The organism is Winogradskyella sp. KYW1333 (genome assembly GCF_003335675.1).
Lineage (GTDB): Bacteria > Bacteroidota > Bacteroidia > Flavobacteriales > Flavobacteriaceae > Winogradskyella.
In genome coordinates, this window is the sequence record NZ_QPHL01000016.1 from 82,080 (window position 1) to 101,275 (window position 19,196).

Annotated in this window: 14 protein-coding genes; 12 read left to right on the forward strand and 2 right to left on the reverse strand. The window is 32.4% G+C overall.

From position 1 onward, the window contains the following. Positions 1 to 65: 65 nt before the first annotated feature. Positions 66 to 2,831 carry a putative LPS assembly protein LptD gene (locus DUZ96_RS08010; protein WP_114301752.1) on the reverse strand — a complete coding sequence of 922 codons (2,766 nt, stop codon included), beginning with the start codon at positions 2,829 to 2,831 and terminating at the stop codon, positions 66 to 68. A gap of 108 nt (positions 2,832 to 2,939) precedes the next feature. On the opposite strand from DUZ96_RS08010, the gene DUZ96_RS08015 reads away from it, so the two are divergent. The 9 genes from DUZ96_RS08015 to bshA all read left to right on the forward strand — a co-directional run bounded on the left by DUZ96_RS08015 (position 2,940) and on the right by bshA (position 13,488). Next, positions 2,940 to 4,055 carry an N-acetylmuramoyl-L-alanine amidase gene (locus DUZ96_RS08015; RefSeq protein WP_114301423.1) on the forward strand — a complete coding sequence of 372 codons (1,116 nt, stop codon included), beginning with the start codon at positions 2,940 to 2,942 and terminating at the stop codon, positions 4,053 to 4,055. Positions 4,056 to 4,109: 54 nt separating this feature from the next. Beyond that, a complete protein-coding gene (locus DUZ96_RS08020) occupies positions 4,110 to 5,051 on the forward strand; it encodes an MlaD family protein (RefSeq protein WP_114301424.1) in 942 nt (313 codons plus the stop codon). A gap of 14 nt (positions 5,052 to 5,065) precedes the next feature. Then, positions 5,066 to 6,379, forward strand: coding sequence for a (Fe-S)-binding protein (locus tag DUZ96_RS08025; RefSeq protein WP_114301425.1), 1,314 nt, complete (start codon positions 5,066 to 5,068; stop codon positions 6,377 to 6,379). Beyond that, the gene (locus DUZ96_RS08030) at positions 6,372 to 6,554 is read left to right on the forward strand and encodes a hypothetical protein (RefSeq protein WP_114301426.1); all 183 of its coding nucleotides are present in this window, start codon (positions 6,372 to 6,374) and stop codon (positions 6,552 to 6,554) included. Before DUZ96_RS08025 ends, DUZ96_RS08030 begins: the two co-directional genes overlap by 8 nt. Next, entirely contained in the window at positions 6,547 to 7,329 is a 783-nt protein-coding gene (locus DUZ96_RS08035; RefSeq protein WP_114301753.1) for a (Fe-S)-binding protein, read from the forward strand. The genes DUZ96_RS08030 and DUZ96_RS08035 overlap by 8 nt, the downstream gene beginning before the upstream one ends. A gap of 71 nt (positions 7,330 to 7,400) precedes the next feature. Continuing rightward, complete coding sequence (locus DUZ96_RS08040) at positions 7,401 to 7,886, forward strand: ABC transporter ATPase (RefSeq protein ID WP_114301427.1); 486 nt, start codon at positions 7,401 to 7,403, stop codon at positions 7,884 to 7,886. Between the two features lie 69 nt (positions 7,887 to 7,955). After that, on the forward strand, positions 7,956 to 9,179 hold the full coding sequence (gene serB, locus DUZ96_RS08045) for a phosphoserine phosphatase SerB (protein WP_114301428.1): 1,224 nt from the start codon (positions 7,956 to 7,958) through the stop codon (positions 9,177 to 9,179). A 114-nt stretch (positions 9,180 to 9,293) separates the two neighbouring features. Beyond that, complete coding sequence (locus tag DUZ96_RS08050; protein ID WP_114301429.1) at positions 9,294 to 12,251, forward strand: glycoside hydrolase family 3 N-terminal domain-containing protein; 2,958 nt, start codon at positions 9,294 to 9,296, stop codon at positions 12,249 to 12,251. Positions 12,252 to 12,345: 94 nt separating this feature from the next. Beyond that, a complete protein-coding gene (gene bshA / locus DUZ96_RS08055) occupies positions 12,346 to 13,488 on the forward strand; it encodes an N-acetyl-alpha-D-glucosaminyl L-malate synthase BshA (protein ID WP_114301430.1) in 1,143 nt (380 codons plus the stop codon). A 288-nt stretch (positions 13,489 to 13,776) separates the two neighbouring features. On the opposite strand, the gene DUZ96_RS08060 is transcribed toward bshA, so the two are convergent. Then, positions 13,777 to 15,270: a hypothetical protein gene (locus DUZ96_RS08060; protein ID WP_114301431.1), complete on the reverse strand. Its 1,494-nt coding sequence runs from the start codon at positions 15,268 to 15,270 to the stop codon at positions 13,777 to 13,779. 123 nt (positions 15,271 to 15,393) lie between these two features. Here DUZ96_RS08060 and DUZ96_RS08065 point away from each other — a divergent pair, with 123 nt between their 5' ends. The 3 genes from DUZ96_RS08065 to DUZ96_RS08075 are packed head-to-tail and all read left to right on the forward strand — an operon-like array spanning position 15,394 to position 19,189. Next, the gene (locus DUZ96_RS08065; RefSeq protein WP_114301432.1) at positions 15,394 to 15,912 is read left to right on the forward strand and encodes an RNA polymerase sigma factor; all 519 of its coding nucleotides are present in this window, start codon (positions 15,394 to 15,396) and stop codon (positions 15,910 to 15,912) included. A 53-nt stretch (positions 15,913 to 15,965) separates the two neighbouring features. Then, a complete protein-coding gene (locus tag DUZ96_RS08070; RefSeq protein ID WP_114301433.1) occupies positions 15,966 to 16,892 on the forward strand; it encodes a FecR family protein in 927 nt (308 codons plus the stop codon). Then, on the forward strand, positions 16,889 to 19,189 hold the full coding sequence (locus tag DUZ96_RS08075; protein WP_114301434.1) for a TonB-dependent receptor plug domain-containing protein: 2,301 nt from the start codon (positions 16,889 to 16,891) through the stop codon (positions 19,187 to 19,189). Before DUZ96_RS08070 ends, DUZ96_RS08075 begins: the two co-directional genes overlap by 4 nt. The last annotated feature ends 7 nt before the right edge of the window (positions 19,190 to 19,196 follow it).

Consider the following 19,196-nt stretch of genomic DNA (forward strand, 5'->3'; position numbering starts at 1 on the left):
TTAAATAAATTAGGGTATGCATGTTGGTGAATTAAATTTAGAAAAATACCTTTAAATCAATTAGGTTAGTTTCCTAAACGTTGATCTGGTTGACGTCTTTGATCGTATTTCAGGTCTTTTAATAAGTTAGATTTTATTCCTATAAAAAAGTTCCAAGACGAACGATCACTAAAAGGCACCCAAGTAAAATTCATACGCCAACTCAATAAATCTCGTTCAAAACGTAATTGAGTAAATGTAAAACCCTTATTGAGAAAATCGTAACCCGATGAAGCACCTATTGACCATCTTGGCGATAATTCTACATCACCAGAAAACATTAATGAATTTGAGGAAATCTGATTTTGCCTTCTGGTATTGGTGTAATTGAGGGCATATGACAATCTTAAGGACCAAGGCATTTTATAATTGTAGAAATCATTGTTTTCTTCTTCGTCTTTATTATCTCTGTCTCTATCAGAAAGTCTTTTGTCGGCGAAGTCTTGTGTTTTTCCAAATAGACCATCAGTTCTACCACCAGATCTTGCAGCCTCTCTTGATGAAGCACTATCTTCATCATCATCTCCACCTCCAAAACTTTCATTTGATAGGGAGTAACTAATATTCATATTAGCAGAAGTTAGTCTGAATAGACTGCCACCATTATCAATATTATAAGTGTTGATTTTATTATTGTTACTATCTAATGCATACGGATCTAATGTCATACCAAAGTTTATATTCATCTTTTTATTTAGAATCTGCGTACCACCAGTAACTCTAACAGGGCTCCAGTTTAAAGAGTCAGCAGCCAAATCATAAGATGTTCCAAAATTTAGGTTATTAAGTAAAAAGACCTTTTTAGCTTCTGTTTTAGTGGAATCCTTATCCCGTATTTTAGCTTCAAAATTGTTTCCTATAGATATACCTAAACTACTGGAGTAATTATTACTTGGTCTTCCAAAAAGTGAATTCTCAAATTTAGTATATTCCTCAGTTGTAGTACCATCTGCATCAATCACCTCATAGGTTTCATAATATTGATTGAATGCAGGTGTTATACTGTAAGAAAGCGAGGGACGAACAACATGCCTTATAGCTCGAATCTTAGGGTCTTTCCCTTCTTTATCAAAATTATACATTCCATAAAGGGTTGTCCCTAAACTAGTGCTGAAATTATAAGTTAAAAACCTGTCAAAACCATTTATATCTGTTGTAACGACTTCATCGAGGCTTGCATCATAAAAGCGTCTAATGGTTTTTAAGGTCCAGGTTTCCTCAAGATTTGTACTCGCACTCACGCTGAAATGATTAAAAACTTTAAAATTGGTTGTAAGAGGTATGGTATGTTTCATTCCTGCAATAGCATCATCAAACATTTCACTTTTACCAAACAAGGAATCAGTAGTATTGATACGATATTCACCTCTAGTATTTACCTGGAAGTTTATATTTTGAATAATACCCTTTTTGGCGCCAGATTTAGGGGCAAAAGGAAAAACTCTACTCATAGAAGCCTGTACCGTTGGTAAAGTTAAATTAATTGACTCTGTATTTGTATTTTGAGAATGCGTGGCTGTTACATTTAAGTTTACTTGTGGTTCCCCTTTAAAAGTTTTAGAATAAGAAACTGAAGATGCAAGTGTATTATTTAAAAAATTAGATTGATTTAGCTGATTTATGGATCGCTGGTAATACTGAGAACTACCCAAATTCACAGAAGCTGAAAAGCGAGAATTTGGATTAGCTTTTGCATCTTGATTGTGCGACCACCTAAAATTATAAATAGTGCTTTGGGCAAAGTCTGGGAAGCCACGCTCACTATTCAATAAATTCTCGTATCTAAAACTAATGTTTCCTCTAAACTTATACCTAACGGCGTAATTGTTGTCTACTCTGAACCCATAACTTCCGTTTGTGTAATAATCTCCTAATATAGCAAGATCTAAGTAGTCGCTAATAGCAAAATAATAACCTCCATTTTGTAAAAAATACCCTCTGTCATTACCAGTATCTTCACCAAAGGATGGGAATATTATACCTGAGGTTTGTTTTTTAGACATAGGAAAGTACGCAAAAGGTATGGCTATAGGTGTCGGCACATCATATATGTACATTTGGCTTAATCCCGTAACAATTTTCTTGTTGGGAACAATTTTGGCCCTATTCATCAAAATGTAATACTCTGGGTCATCTAGATCTTCTGACGTAGTAAACTTGCCTCTTCCAATAAAATAGACTGAATCATTTTCGCGTTTTGTCCGCTCTGCTATCACAGTACCACCACTTTGTTCGGTAACAGAATTAAAGATTAAAGCTCTTCTAGTATCCGTGTTAAAAATAATTGAATCTGGTTCAATGACATTAGCACCTTGGGTAAAAACAGGTTTTTGTGAGTAACCAGTAGAATCCTTTAAACGGCCAGCATAGACCAAGTTCTTACTGTAATCAATTTCAATTACACCAGCCTTAATCTCCATGTCCTCATATTGAACCAAAGCTTCATTAAACAAATAGATTTTTTGCTTTTTTTGGTTTACAGCTACGTAATCACTTGCTTTATAGGTTACTACATCCTTAAGAAATTCATCTTGTTTTATAGAATCTTGCTCAGTAGTATCAATTTCTATGGTTTTTACTGGTCTGTTAATAATTGAATCTGCTCTAATTGGCATACGGTCGTCTAATTCCCGGGCAGGAATTTCTTTACTCTTTTTAGGTAATTCTTGCGCAAAGCTCAAAGTGTTGATAAACACTGTAAAACTCAGACTAAAAAGTATGTGTAGGCTGTTTGTACGCAATCCTTTTAAATGTATTTTTGTAAAAGTATGGCTCGGTTTTTGAAACGCCAAAAGTACAGATATTTTTTTGTGATTAATTATTAAAATCACAAAGTTTAAAAATGTTTGTTAGCCAATAATAATGGGTAATAACTGAGTTTTTAAATCGTTAGATTAAATATGCAAACGAAACGTCCCTATATAATAGTATTTCTTGCTTTTACATTTATCACTTATTTAACATCGCTTAATTCGGTATATGCTCAAGATGATATGTTTGTGGTGGTTATTGATGCAGGCCATGGTGGTGACGATCCTGGTAATTTGGGTAATGGCCATAAAGAAAAGCATATTGCACTAAAAATTGCATTAGAAGTTGGTAAAGCACTTGAGTCAAATGAAGATATCAAAGTAATTTATACAAGGAAAAAGGATGTGTTCATTGAATTGCACGAAAGGGCTAACATTGCTAATAGGGCAGATGCTGATCTTTTTGTCTCTATACACTGTAATGCTCATAGTTCACAAGCTTACGGTACTGAAACTTTTGTTCTTGGAGAAAAGAATACAGGTAGAAATTTCGAAGTTGCAAAACGTGAGAACGAGGTGATTTTTCTTGAAGAAAATTATGAAGAAAATTATGCGGGATTTGATCCTAGTTCACCAGAATCTACAATTGCAATCGGTATTGAGCAGGAAGTTTATGTTGAGCAGAGTATTGTTCTGGCTCGAAAAATTGAGGATAATTTCATTGGTAAGGCTAAACGTAAAAGTAGAGGTCTAAAGCAGGCAAGTTTACTTGTAATAAGAAATACATATATGCCAAGTGTTTTGGTAGAAGTTGGGTTTTTAACAAATAAACGTGAAGGCGCTTATTTAAATACTAAAAAAGGGCAGTCTTCAATGGCAAAGGCTATCAAAAATGCTATAATAGCATACAAGAAAGAATTAGACCAGAATATAAGCACAAATATTGCAGGATTGAATGAGGATATTTCAAATGAATATGAGGATTTACCTCAAGTTTACAGTGGTGTAACGTTTAAGGTGCAAATTGCGGCAAGCTCTAAAAACCTTGCTCCTAAATCCTACAATTTTAATGGACTATCAGATATTACTAAGGATAAGGTTGGTAATCTTTATAAATATTATTATGGTGATACTTCAGATTACAGTAAAGTAAAACAATTATTGCAAGAAGCTAAAACTAAAGGCTATACATCTAGCTTTGTGGTTGCTTATAAAAATGGGGAAAGGATTGATGTTTCTGATGTGTTGAAATCATCAACAAATTAGAAACATTATTAATAAAAATATTCCTAATTTTGTTTACATTCAAATTAAAACCAATTGAAGATCTCAAGAGAAATTAAAACCGCTATTCTCGTACTTTCTGGAATAGCACTTTTTATATATCTATTTTCATATTTAAAAGGTGAAGACCTTTTCACGACAACAAACACCTATTATACAGAGTTTGATTATAACGCTCTAAGTATGTCGTCACCAGTCACCATTCGTGGTAATAAAGTTGGTAAAATAGAAGATATCAGTTATGAGTTTAAAACTGGAAAGACAAGAGTTGAATTTTCGGTAAGTCCTAAACTTAAGTTTTCTAAAAATAGTACTATTAGGCTTTATGAAACAGGTTTGATGGGTGGTAATGCCCTCGCTATTATTAGGGCTAATGATAATGACTTGGCAAAATCTGGTGATTTTATACCTTCAGATGTTCAGCCTGGGTTAATTACAACTTTAAAAAACAATTTTTCTGGTATTAGTACTGATTTAGATAGCGCAATTCGGTCGGCAGATACCTTAATGACTAGTATTAACGCTATGGTAATCGACGAAAGTGCGGGAAGCCTAAAAAATACAATTGCAGAATTAAATGAAACTCTAAAGTCATTTAAGGATCTGTCAAATTCAATACAAGGTGTTATAGCGACCAATGATGAAAAGATTTCTTCTGTGCTAGATAATTTTGACAAGACGAGTAAAGATTTAAGTGAACTTTCAAATGAGATTAAAGAGGCGGGATTGTCACAAACTATTGAAAATTTAAACAAGACTTTGGTTAGTGTACAGAATATGCTTCAAACCATTGACAATAATGAGGGCACAATTGGTAAGTTATTAAATGACGATTCTTTATATAATAATTTAGAAGCCGCTTCAAAAGAAATGGAGTTGCTATTATTAGATATTAAACTTCATCCTGCAAGATACAGACGTATCTTATCAAAAAAGGAGATACCATACCAATCACCAACAGAAGATCAAAAGAACTAGACCTAAATTTCAATATGGAATACATACCTAATATCCTTTTTGCAATTATTTTAGTTTTGGGCGTTGGTTATTTTACCAGAAACGTAAAGAAACTTATCCGCAATATTAAACTTGGCAGAAACGTAGATGCCAGTGATAATAAATCTCAGCGCTGGAAAAATGTGATAATGATAGCGCTTGGGCAAAGTAAAATGGTAAAACGGCCTATAGCAGGTATCATGCATGTTATCGTGTATATAGGATTTGTAATAATCAATATAGAAGTATTTGAAATTATTATTGATGGCTTGTTAGGCACACACCGCATTGGTTTAAAGCTATTACCAGAATCTATTTATGGATTTTTAATTGGTGCTTTTGAGGTTTTGGCCGTTTTGGTATTGCTTGCTGTAGTTGTTTTTTGGCTTAGAAGAAATGTTGTAAAGCTAAAACGATTCTTAAGCTCTGAGATGAAAGGTTGGCCTAAAAATGATGGTAATATTATTCTTTATTTCGAAGTTGTATTGATGTGTCTGTTCCTGCTAATGAATGCCACGGATACCTCATTTCAAGAATTAGGTTCTGGAAATATTATTTCACAATTTATAGCGCCTTGGTTTGAAGGAATGTCTGAATTTTCCTTACATCTAATTGAACGTAGTGCATGGTGGCTTCATATAGTTGGTATATTAGTTTTTCTAAATTACCTCTATTTTTCCAAGCATCTACATATATTGTTGGCCTTTCCGAACACATATTTTGGTAGCGTTGAGGTTAAAGGCAAATTCAACAATTTAGAAGCTGTTACAAATGAAGTAAAGCTTATGATGGATCCTAATGCTGATCCATTTGCGGCACCAGCCGAAGGTGAAGGAGATGAGATGCCTGCTAAATTTGGTGCTAGTGATGTAATGGATTTAAACCAAATACAGCTGTTGAATGCTTATACCTGTACAGAGTGCGGACGTTGTACATCTGCTTGCCCCGCCAATCTAACCGGCAAAAAATTATCGCCTCGTAAAATAATGATGGATACTAGAGATCGTTTAGAGGAGGTTGGTAAAAATATTGATGCCAATAGTGGCGAGTTTAAGGATGATGGTAAACAACTTTTAGGAGATTATATTAGTAATGAGGAGTTATGGGCATGCACAACATGTAATGCATGTGTTGAGGAGTGTCCCGTAAGTATAAATCCATTATCCATTATTTTGGAAATGAGGAGGTATTTGGTCATGGAGCAAAGTGATGCACCAATGGAATTAAATAATATGATGACTAACATCGAAAATAATGGTGCTCCTTGGCCATACAACCAAATGGACCGTTTAAATTGGAAAGATGAGTAGGAAACAGATAGTCATTGGTATTGGTGTACTTTTGATTATTTCAGGTATTTCAGTAATGATACTATCTGATAGCGATAATAGTTATAATCATTTGATTGGTGGTGGATTAATCGGTGGTGGTATTGGACTGTTGCGAGCTGATTTTAGAAAAAATGAAATTAGAAACAATGAGTGATCAATTAGAAGTGCCTACGATGGCAGAATTTATGGCAGCGGGTAAAGAACCTGAGATATTGTACTGGGTAGGATCTGCCGGAAGTTATGATGATAGGGCAAAAAAAATAACGAAGGCTTTTGTTAGAATTCTAAATAGAGCAAATGTAGATTTTGCTGTATTGGGTAGTGAAGAGAGTAACACTGGTGATGTAGCTAAACGCGCAGGAAATGAGTTTTTGTTTCAGATGCAGGCTATGATGAACATCGAAGTATTAAATGGATATGGTATTAAACGCATTGTAACGTGTGATCCACATTCCTTTAATTGCATTAAGAATGAGTATCCTGGACTTGGTGGAAATTTTGATGTTGTACACCATACACAGTATATAAAAGAATTAATATCAGAAGGTCGGCTAAACCTTGAGGGTAATACTTATAAGGGCAAGCGTATCACTTTCCACGATCCTTGCTATTTAGGGCGTGCCAATAACGAGTATGATGCACCACGAGACGTTTTAAGAAAAACTAATGCGAATTTAATAGAGATGAAGCGTCATAAAGCAACTGCATTATGTTGCGGAGCAGGAGGTGCTCAAATGTTTAAGGAGCCAGAAAAAGGTAATATGGACATTAATATCCTTAGAACTCAGGATGCCTTAGAAACTAAACCAGATATTATTGCAACAGGTTGTCCTTATTGTAATACCATGATGACAGATGGTGTAAAATTCAATGAAAAGGAAGATAAAATATCTGTAATGGATATTGCAGAATTAATTGCTAACACATAGCTTAAAATATAAGTGATTACTAAAAGTGAAGAACTTTAAGATATACTTTAATCCTTTAAAGAATTAAAATAATGCTAGTAGATTTCGATGTTTTACCAGACGAATCTAGAGTTTGGATTTATCAAGCAAACCGAAGTTTTTCTGATGTTGAAATTAAGGAACTTAAAAGTGAATTGGATGTTTTTATTGAAAACTGGACAGCTCACGGTAAGGACCTTGAATCTGGCTATAAAATTGTTTATAAGAGATTTATAGTTATTGCCTTAAATCAAAACTTGAATAACGCAACAGGTTGCTCTATTGATGCTTCTGTACACTTTATTCAGGATTTAGAGCAAAAATATAACGTAGATTTAATGGATAAAATGAATGTATCTTATAAACAAGGTGAGTTTATTGCTTATAAACCATTGTTGGACTTTAAAAAAATGGCGAAAGACAGAGCGATAAGTAAAGGTACCATTGTGTTTAACAATTTGGTTAATAACATTGCCGAGTTTAAAGATAATTGGGAAGTACCAGCTAGTGAAAGCTGGCATAGTCGTTTTTTAAAATAAAACTTTAACATATGTTTTATTATTCATTTTTAATATTGAATTTTACAATTCTTTAATCGCAATAAAATAGTGGCTACAGATATTTTCTTAATTAATATTTCAGGACAAGATAAACCAGGATTAACATCTAGCCTCACAAGTGTACTGGCGGAATATGGTGCAAAAGTTTTAGACATTGGTCAGGCTAATATTCACGATACACTTTCATTGGGGATTCTTTTTGAGATTAGTTCAGGCAAAAAATCTGCATCTGTACTCAAAGACTTGCTGTTTAAAGCCTATGAGTTAGGAATACAAGCAAAGTTTACACCAATTACCCAAGAGGATTATGAGAAATGGGTAAATCTTCAAGGTAAGGATCGCTACATAATTACTATTCTTGGAGAAAAACTTGCTGCTGAACAAATATCGGAGGTTACTAAAGTCATATCTGACAAAAATCTAAATATTGATGCTATTAAGCGCCTAACAGGGCGAATTTCTTTAATTAAAGAAGAGGAGTATCCAAGAGCCTCAATCCAATTATCTGTAAGGGGTAAAATTGAAAATAAGAGTGATTTTACTGAGAAGTTTATGGAGATAGCTCATGATTTAGATGTTGATATAGCTTTCCAAGAGGATAATATCTTTAGGCGTAATAGAAGATTGGTTTGCTTTGATATGGACTCTACACTAATCCAAACTGAAGTTATTGATGAGTTAGCTGAATTAGCTGGTGTTGGAGAACAAGTTAAGGCTATTACAGAGTCGGCAATGCAAGGTGAAATAGACTTTAATGAGAGTTTTCAAAGACGAATGAAACTATTGAAAGGTCTTAGCGAAGAGGTTTTGCAACAGGTGGCAGAAGGACTTCCTATTACCAAAGGTGCACGAAGGTTAATTGATACACTCCATAGTTATGGTTTTAAAACTGCTATTCTTTCTGGAGGTTTTACATATTTTGGAAATTATCTAAAGGAAAAGTTAGACATTGATTATGTTTATGCCAATGAATTAGAAATTAAAGATGGCAAACTTACTGGTAATTATATTGGCGATATTGTAAATGGAGAAAAGAAAGCAGAATATTTAAAATTACTTGCAGATGAAATGGGTATTGATATTAGTCAGACTATAGCAGTTGGTGATGGTGCTAATGATCTTAAGATGTTAGATTTAGCAGGTTTGGGTATCGCTTTTCATGCAAAACCAAAAGTTAAGGATAATGCCCAAAGTTCTATTTCAAGTATAGGTTTAGACGGTGTTTTATATCTTTTAGGTTATCACGATAGGCACATTGATCTATTAGACTAAAACTGTTAACTAAGCAGTTTATAAATCTATCTTAAAGTCTTCATTTGTACTGCTTATTGTACTATTTTGGCATAGTATTCGTTATTGATTAATCTAAATTTGAAATTTTATTACATGCGAAGATTTGCCCTTATCATTTTTTTATTAAACCTTCTTCCTTTATTTGCTCAAAATGACATAAAGAGTCCACTTCAGTCTCAAGATTCTTTGCTTCAAAAACAATGGGTTGATAGTATTTATGCAACCTTGTCAACCAAAGAGCGAATTGCACAATTATTCATGGTTCAGATAATGTCAGCTGACAATGCGGATGTTAATAATAAATATTTCAGGTTAGTAAATGAATATGGTATTGGTGGAATTATTTATTCTAAGGGTAGTCCAATGCGTCAAGCCAAGCTAAATAATAAATTACAAGCTGTATCTAAAGTTCCAATGCTCATTGGTATGGATGCAGAATGGGGACTGAGTATGCGCTTAGATTCTACTTACGCATTTCCGTGGAATATGACTTTGGGTGCAATTTCAGACAATGATTTAATTGAACGTACAGGTAAACATATAGGCGAACATTGTAAACGCCTTGGTGTACATTTTAATTTTGCACCAGTTGTAGATATCAATACTAACCCTAAAAATCCAATTATTGGAAATCGTTCATTCGGTGAGGATAGAGATAATGTAACGGTAAAGGGATTAGCGTTTATGAAAGGGATGCAGAGTGCTGGTGTTCTTGCAAATGCTAAACATTTCCCTGGACATGGTGACACAGAAGATGATAGTCATAAAACATTGCCAACTGTGTCATTTAGTGAAAAACGTATAGATTCTGTTGAGCTTCATCCATATCGCAGTTTGATTAAGAAAGGCCTTTCTAGTGTCATGGTAGCTCATTTAAACGTTCCTAGTCTAGAAAAGCGTCGTGGTTTTCCTTCTTCACTATCCAAATACATAGTTACCGATATTTTAAAAGAAGAACTCGGCTTTAAAGGATTAATATTCACTGATGCTCTAACTATGAAGGGTGCTGCAGATTATGTTGAAAAGAATATAGATGGAATTAACAAGAATTCTGTCAGAACCGGTGGAGAGATAGATCTTATGGCTTTTTTAGCTGGTAATGATGTTATGCTTATGTCTGAAAATCCTGTTTATGGAATAGAAAGATTTGTTGAGGCCTATAAGGAAGGTATTATTTCTGAGCAACGCTTAGAACATTCTGTAAAGAAAATATTAATGGCCAAGTATAAGGTTGGATTAAACAATTACAGCCCAGTGAGTCTTGTAAATTTGAAGAATGACCTTAATAGACTTAAAGATGACATTTTGTATGAAGAGCTAATGGAGAATGCCATTACGGTTGTGAAAAACGATAAAGTAATCCTACCGTTGCGAGATTTAGAAACTAGAAAAATAGCTTACGTAAAGTTGGGTGATGATAACGGCTCTACTTTTTATAGTGAATTAAAAAAATACACCAAAGTACATCACATTAAGGCAGATCAGCTAGATGAGTTAATTTCTAAACTTCAAAATTATAATACCGTAATTATTGGTTTCCACAAATCTAATGCTAATCCTTGGAGAGGTTACAAATTCACACAAAAGGAGATGGCTTGGTTATATGAAATTTCTAGAAACAATACAGTTATATTAGACGTATTTGCAAGACCCTACGCATTGAATGATATATTATCAATTGATAATATTGAAGGAATTATCATGAGTTACCAGAATAGTAAAATTGCTCAACAAAAGTCTGCTCAAGTAATTTTTGGAGCAATACCTGCTAAGGGTAGGTTGCCTGTTAGTACTGGACAATTTTTTCCATTAGGTACTGGTGAATCATATAATGCAATTTTAAATTTGAGTTATGGTCTTCCTGAGCGTGTAGGTATGGACTCATATCTATTAGAAAAATTAGATTCTGTCTCTAATTATGCTGTAAAGAATAAAATGACACCTGGTATTCAATTGTTGGTTGCAAGACGTGGTAAGGTGATTTACAACAAGAGTTTCGGTTATCATACCTATGCTAAAAAGAATAAGGTAGATTTTGATGATATTTATGATGTTGCTTCTTTAACTAAAATACTTGGTACCTTACCCGTTTTAATGGAGCTTGAAGAGAAAGGAGCTGTTTCCCTAGACTCAAAATTGGGAGATTTGATATTGGATTATCGAGGTACAAATAAAGAGGACATTACCTTAAAAAAAATGCTATCCCACTATGCCCAGCTTAAACCTTGGATTCCATTCTATTATTCTACATTAGATTCATTAACTAACAAACCTAATCCAAAATACTATAGAAAAAAACGGACAAAAGGCTTTAATATTGAAGTTACGAATACACTTTACTTACGAAATGATTATAAAGATTCTATTCAAGAAATTATTAAAGAGAGTGATTTACTTACTAGGTTAAGGTATAGATATAGTGATTTACCTTATTATATTTTGAAAGAATATTTAGAAGGATTTTACGACAAACCGTTGAATGAAATTACTGAAGATCGTTTTTACAAATCCTTAGGAGCAAATTATGCAACCTATCACCCAAGAAAAAAATTTAGTTTAAAGGATATTGTACCTACAGAGGTAGATAAGTATTATAGATATAGTAAAATACATGGTTACGTGCATGATATGGGTGCCGCGATGCAAGATGGTGTCGGAGGACATGCAGGTGTTTTTAGTAATGCCAATGATGTTGCAAAAATCATGCAATTGTATTTGCAGAGAGGTTTTTACGGTGGGAAACGCTATTTTAAGAGTGAAACTATTGATAAGTTCAATACCTGTTATTATTGCGATTCTGATAATCGAAGAGGTGTAGGTTTTGATAAACCACAGCTAGGAGATGAAGGTCCAACTTGCGGATGTATTTCTATGACAAGCTTTGGACACTCAGGTTTTACAGGCACTTATGCATGGGCCGATCCTGAGGAAGAAATAGTGTATGTATTTTTAGCCAATAGAACCTATCCTGAAGCTGGAAATAATTTACTCTTGAGAGAAAATATTAGAACGGAAATTCAACGTCTTATCTACGAGGCGATTATAGAATAAACTATTTTAATAATAAGTTAAAAAGATCTTAGGTTGTAAGTATTTTAAATAACTTAGACATTTAATGTTATCAACTCAATACAATTAGTATTACATGAGAATAGGAATTGTTTGCTATCCTACATTTGGAGGTAGTGGCGTTGTGGCTACAGAATTAGGGTTAGAACTTTCTCGTAGAGGCCACGAAATCCATTTTATCACTTACAGCCAACCTGTAAGATTAGAATTGTTAAGCAACAACGTACATTTTCATGAGGTACATGTTCCAGAATATCCACTTTTTCATTATCAACCATATGAGCTAGCACTTTCGAGTAAGCTGGTAGATATGGTAAAGTTGCATGGAATTCAATTGTTGCATGTGCATTATGCTATGCCACATGCATATGCAGCTTATATGGCGCAACAAATGCTCTTGGATGAAGGTATTTTAGTACCTATTGTTACAACTTTACATGGCACGGATATTACTTTAGTTGGTAGTCATCCTTTCTATAAACCAGCAGTAACCTTTAGTATTAATAAATCTGATGCAGTTACCTCTGTATCGAAGAGTTTAAAGGAAGATACACTAAGACTTTTTAGTATTAAAAAAGATATTCATGTTGTCCCAAATTTTATTGATTTAGAAAAGCATCTTAATAATTTTACAGATTGCCAGCGAGGAATGATGGCAGAAGATCACGAGCGTATAATTACGCATATCAGTAATTTTAGAAAGGTTAAACAAATTCCAGATGTTATTAAGGTATTCTACAATATACAGAAAGAAATACCAGCTAAGCTAATGATGGTAGGCGAAGGGCCAGAGAAGGAGGGAGCAGAACTTATGGTTGAAGAATTAGGTATTTCAGATAGGGTTATATTTTTTGGAAATAGTAATGAGATAGATAGAATACTATGTTTCAGCGATTTATTTTTATTACCATCTCAGACTGAAAGTTTTGGACTTGCTGCATTAGAAGCTATGGCAAGTGGAGTACCTGTAATATCAACTAATACAGGAGGACTTCCTGAGGTAAATGTTGATGGATATTCAGGTTATTTAAGTGATGTTAACGCAGTTAAGGATATGACAATAAATGCCTTAAGAATATTGAAAGATAAAGATGTGTTAAGTACATTTAAAAAGAATGCAAAAACACAGTCCAAGAAATTTGACATACATAATATTGTTCCTAGATACGAAGCTATTTACGAAGAAACATTAAGCAAGTTCTTGGTTTCCTTTCCTTAAAAACCCTCAATAGACAACCTTAACTTTATAATTGAATTCTTTTTTTGTGGGATATGTTAGTTCTTGAAACTCACGCTTACCAAAAATTATATGGGAAGTATTAGACAGTGGAGATTTAACTTGATATTTTAGTTGAAGAAACCAAAATCTTTAACTTCTTGAATGATCTTTACTTTATTTTAATATTATTGTTTAAACATAAAAAACCCTCAGAATATAGTACTGAGGGCTAAAAAAGTATTTTAATTACTAACTTAAATACACTTTTTTTAACGGGTATTTTTATGCTTAGTCACAATTAATAGAATAAATATCAGCTTGCGGATAATCAATGCTTTCAATCGTTAATTCATCTTCATCACAATCACTAATTAACCATGTATCGTTATATTGTGAGTCATCCGCGATTAGGTAAATCGTATAGGAATTATTTGTTACATCTATGCCCCATACTCCTGTAGTAAGAATACTACCATTAGAATTACCTCCAAGGTCCTGCACTTCATATGTACCATCGGTATTGAAATTATAGCTAAATTCATTAAAATCAATAAAGTCAATTAACCACGAGCAATCAGATAAAAGTACAACAACGTCTTCAACTGAACAGTCTAAATCTATCCCGTAACAATCAATTGAGTAAAGCTCCGCTTGAGGAGATACTAAACTTTGCATTTCTAAATTTTCATCACATATAGTAACCACCCATTCGTCATTGTAGTTAGGTGAGTTTGCCGCTAGGGTTATGTAAAAGGTCTCGTTTCCATCATTTATAATCCATTCCCCAGATGTAAGAAGACTATCACCAGACTGTACCTGGTATGTGCCATCGTTGAAAAAGTTATAGAGATATTGGTCATCATCAACAAAATCAATTTGCCAAAAACAATTTATTAAAGCACTTGCAATGTCTTCAATTGAACAGTCTATTGTTCCATAACCATCGTCAAAGCAATTTTCTATTATGTCTTCTAATTGATCATAGTTATTAATAGTTATTACTGTATCAATTTCAATTAGTACTTCAAACGGAAATACAAAATCAAAATAATGAACTCCATATATTGTATTAAACAATTCTTCATTAGAATTTATATTAACAGCTGTGCTATCATCTAATATTATTGAGATAGGGTATACAAAATCAAAACATTCGTCTAGGCCATTTGCATAGTCTCCTTCGCATTCTTCACTAAAATCTTCTTCAGTAAATCCGTCACATATAGCATAGCAGGAATTAGGATATGAAATTGTAAATACTTCTCCATCTAAATCTGTAATATCAATACAAACTGGATCATATATCTCAGTGCAAATGCAATCATCATTTTCTTCAAGTTCACAATCTTCTAAGAGACTATTAAATTCATCCTCGTTGTTTATAGTTTCTATTTCTAGTGAATTACTATCCTCATTATATGTTTCTACTTCAAAAGGGAAGGCAATTCCATTTATAAATAATTCCTCCGTTGAGGCCGTCACAACAGTTACAAGCTCTTCTAAACTATTGATAGTAATTGTAGCACCTGTGTTAAAGGAAAGATCGATTGGATAAATAAAATTAAAACAAAAATCAAAAACTATATCTCCTGCAGGATTCTCATCTGCTACAACATTGCCATTTGCATCAAATTGTTTGCTCATGAAATTTAAGGCATCAGTAATAGATTCACTTTCTTCTATTAATTCCTGGGGGTTAATGATTACTTCTTCATTATTACAAGAACTAAATATTAAAAGTCCCATTACGATACTTAAAATTACACGTTTAAAATTTTTCATTTTGTACATATTATAAGATTAAACAAATTTATGAGGTTAATCGGATATAAGACAATTCATAAAATAAAAACCCTACTTTTAATGAAAAATATTTTTATTTAGCTTCGATGCAACTACTTTAAAATGATTAATGTAAACGATAAACGCAATATATGTCAGTCTCAAAATTTTGAGAATATTTATAAAACTTATGCAAAAGACATAAGACAGTTTCTGTTTTTTAAAACTCAAAATATAGAGCGAGCAGAAGACTTAATGCAAGATGTTTTTATAAAATTATGGGATAATTGTAATAAAGTAGATTATGATAAGGTAAAAAGTTACATGTTTACTACAGCGAACAATATGTTTTTGAATGAAGTTAAACATGAAAAAATAGTACGAAAGTATAATAAGCTTTACAAAGAAGAGAAAACGAATGAATCTCCAGAATTTATAATGTTAGAAAAGGAGTTTATGGATAAATTAGAAACTACAATTTCAAAATTATCAGAAAAACAAAGAGAGGTTTTTTTATTAAATAGAATTGAAAAGAAAAAATATAAAGAAATAGCAAATCAATTAGGTATCTCACTTAAAGCTGTAGAAAAAAGAATGCATCAAGCCCTTTTGGTTATGAGAAAAGAAATAGGAAATATCTAATAATAAAATAAAGTAGGGTTTATTATGCCTTAGTTGTCTTAATAATAGGAAAGATGAAAAAAGAATATTTAAATAGTGATTTAGATTCGTTTTTGGCCAAGTGGTTAGAAGGAGAGCTTACTGACCAAGAATTTAAAAATCTTGTCAATGAAGACGACTATAATGCTTTTTTAAAAATACGTCATGGTCTGCATGTAAGAAATTTGTTAGATAGACCGACTGATGCAACCTTTTCAAAAATTCAAGATAAAATACAAAGTAAAAAAGACAAGGTTAGACCATTATATTCTAATTGGGCTATTGGTATTGCAGCTTCCATAGCATTGCTATTCGGGTTATTTATGTTTTTAGACACTGGTGAGATTATTATCGAAACAGGTTTTGGGGAAAGTAAGACAATAGCACTATTAGATGGTTCTGAAGTTATATTAAATTCAAAAACTAAGATTATTTATGACGAAGATAACTGGATTAAAGAGCGTAAATTATATCTTGATGGTGAAGCTTACTTTAGAGTTACAAAAGGAGAAGGTTTTGTAGTAATTACAAATAATGGAACAGTTTCAGTTTTGGGAACACAATTCAATGTTAATTCTACAACAGATTTTTTTGATGTAGTTTGTTTTGAGGGTAAAGTAGGTGTTAAGACTTTACAATCGGATCATGTGCTTTATCCGACTGATACATTTAGAAAAATAAATGGAAATACTTCTGAAGTTTCTAAAACATTAGATAAAATGCCAGCATGGGTTAATGGTGAAAGTACCTTTAAAAGTGTACCACTACGTTATGTTATAAAAGCCTTGGAGGAGCAATATCAAATTGAGTTTGATGACAAATCTATAAATGACTCAGATATTTTTACAGGAAGCTTTCCCCACGACAGTTTAAATGTTGCATTAAAGACTGTCTTTGAGACACTAAATATAAAATATACAGAAAAAGAAAAACGTAACATTAAACTTAGATATAAAGAATGAGGTTAATATATGTCTTAGTCTTAATGTTACTTCCTATACTAGCCTTTTCTCAAGAAGAGGCTTTTTCCATTGAGTTTAAAGATGTAGATTTAAACGAGGCAATAGGGGAAATTGAAGACATTTATAATGTTCTTTTTTCATATAAGGATGATTACCTTATTGGAAAAAAAGTAACGTTTATAAGAAAAAAAAGAACTCTGGAAGAAACATTGCATGAGCTTGAGAGTATTTCCAAATTATTTTACGAGGTGATTTATAAGCGCTATATTATTGTAAGTGTGTCAAAGGATAGAGAAGGAAAAACTGAAGCACTAAAAAAAGTTTTAATAAGAAGTTATGTAGCGAAAGGGATAGAAAAAAATAGTGATGGAACATATAGGTTATATCCATCTCGTTTGGGTATTTTACCTGGTTTAATAGAACCAGATGTTTTAGAAAGTATTCAATTATTACCAGGTGTATTAAGTCCAAATGAAACTGCATCTGGTTTTTTTGTGAGAGGTGGATCTGCAGACCAGAACCGTTTAATTTGGGATGGTATTAACATTTATCACAAAGGACATTTATTTGGAATGATATCACCGTTAAACCCAAATGTTCAATCCGATATTACATTTGTTAATAAAGGTTCTCATTCTCGATATGGTGAGCGATTATCTAGTGTAATAGATATAAGGTCTAGCTCAGCCATTAATAATGATATTAAAGCAGAAATGGGTTTTAATGGGCTAAATGTTGATGCTGTTTTAGAATTACCAATTATAAAAGATAAACTGAGTTTACAGGCATCTATTAGAAGTAGTTATGCCAACTTTTTAGAAACATTTACATTTAATCAATTGGCAGATAAGATTTTTGAAAACACAAAGATTATTGAAGATGAAGACAATGCCAATAATTTTTCATTTTTAGACTATAACGTTAAGTTGAATTACCAACTAAATTCTTCTAATAGTTTTTATGTAAGTGTGATTAATGTAGAGAATCTATTAGATTATGTTTCTAATGAAAAGGAAAGTACAACGAGTTTTAATGACAAACTATCAATTAAAAATACAGGTTATGGATTGGGTTGGGACTTTATTTGGAATGACAAATTAAAGCAAACTACCCAAGCTTTTTTTTCAGATTATAAATTTGGTTATAACTATATTACCTCAGAGGAAAGTATACAGGTTTCTAATTTTGAAAAACGAAATACAATTTTTGATTCTGGTATCTCTACAGAGTTAAACTATAATACATTTAACGATACAGATTTTACCCTTGGATATCAATATACACTAAAAGATGTTGCTTATGCTTTTATTAATACGACAGACCTAGAATTTATACTAGATACCGAGCAAAACCTAGTGCAAACCCATAGTGTATATGGAAACTTAAATTATAAAAATTCAAAATTATTTGATTTTTCATTTGGCTTAAGAGGTACATATTTCGCAGAACTAGATGCACTCAGATTTGAGCCAAGATTATTGGTTTTTAAAGAATTAAATCAGCGATTTAAAATTCAAGTAAGTGCTGAAATTAAGAATCAAATTATAAGTGAAATTGATGAAACTGTTTTTAGTGATTTGTCTTTAGAGAATAGTGTATGGCGATTGTCTAATGGTAAGGATTTTCCGATTATTAATGGTAAACATATTTCTGGAGGATTTATTTATACTCACAGTGCATTCAGTCTTGACGTAGACACCTATTATAAAAAACTGAATAATATCACAGCTTTATCTCTTGGTTTTTTAAACCCGGAAGGTACTAGTTTTAATTCAGGTAATCAGAATATATTTGGAGTTGACACTTTTATTAAAAAACGATTTAATGGTTTTAATTCTTGGATAAGCTATTCGTTTATTAGGTCTAGAAGTCAATTCAATAATCTTAATAAAAATAAGTCTTTTAAATCTAAATCTAATATTACTCATGCAATATCAACTGCGTTTAGTTATAAGGTAGGTGATTTTCAAATGGCCTTAGGCTGGAAATGGCAAACAGGTAGACCATATACATTAGCTGACGAAGGTATTGAAGGTTTAGAGTTTAATCGAGGTATAAATACTGCTGAATTACCAGTTTATCATAGGTTAGATTTCTCATCTACATATAGTTTTAAAATGTCTAATCGAAATAAGTTAAGAGGGAAAATAGGTTTGTCTATTCGTAACTTATACAATAGAAATAATTTGATTTCTCGGGAATATCGTGGTAATAACAGTTTAAGTGATCCTGTTGAACTTGTCGAGCGTTATTCTATAGGAATTACTCCAAATATTATGTTTAGAATATATTGGTAAAATAGGT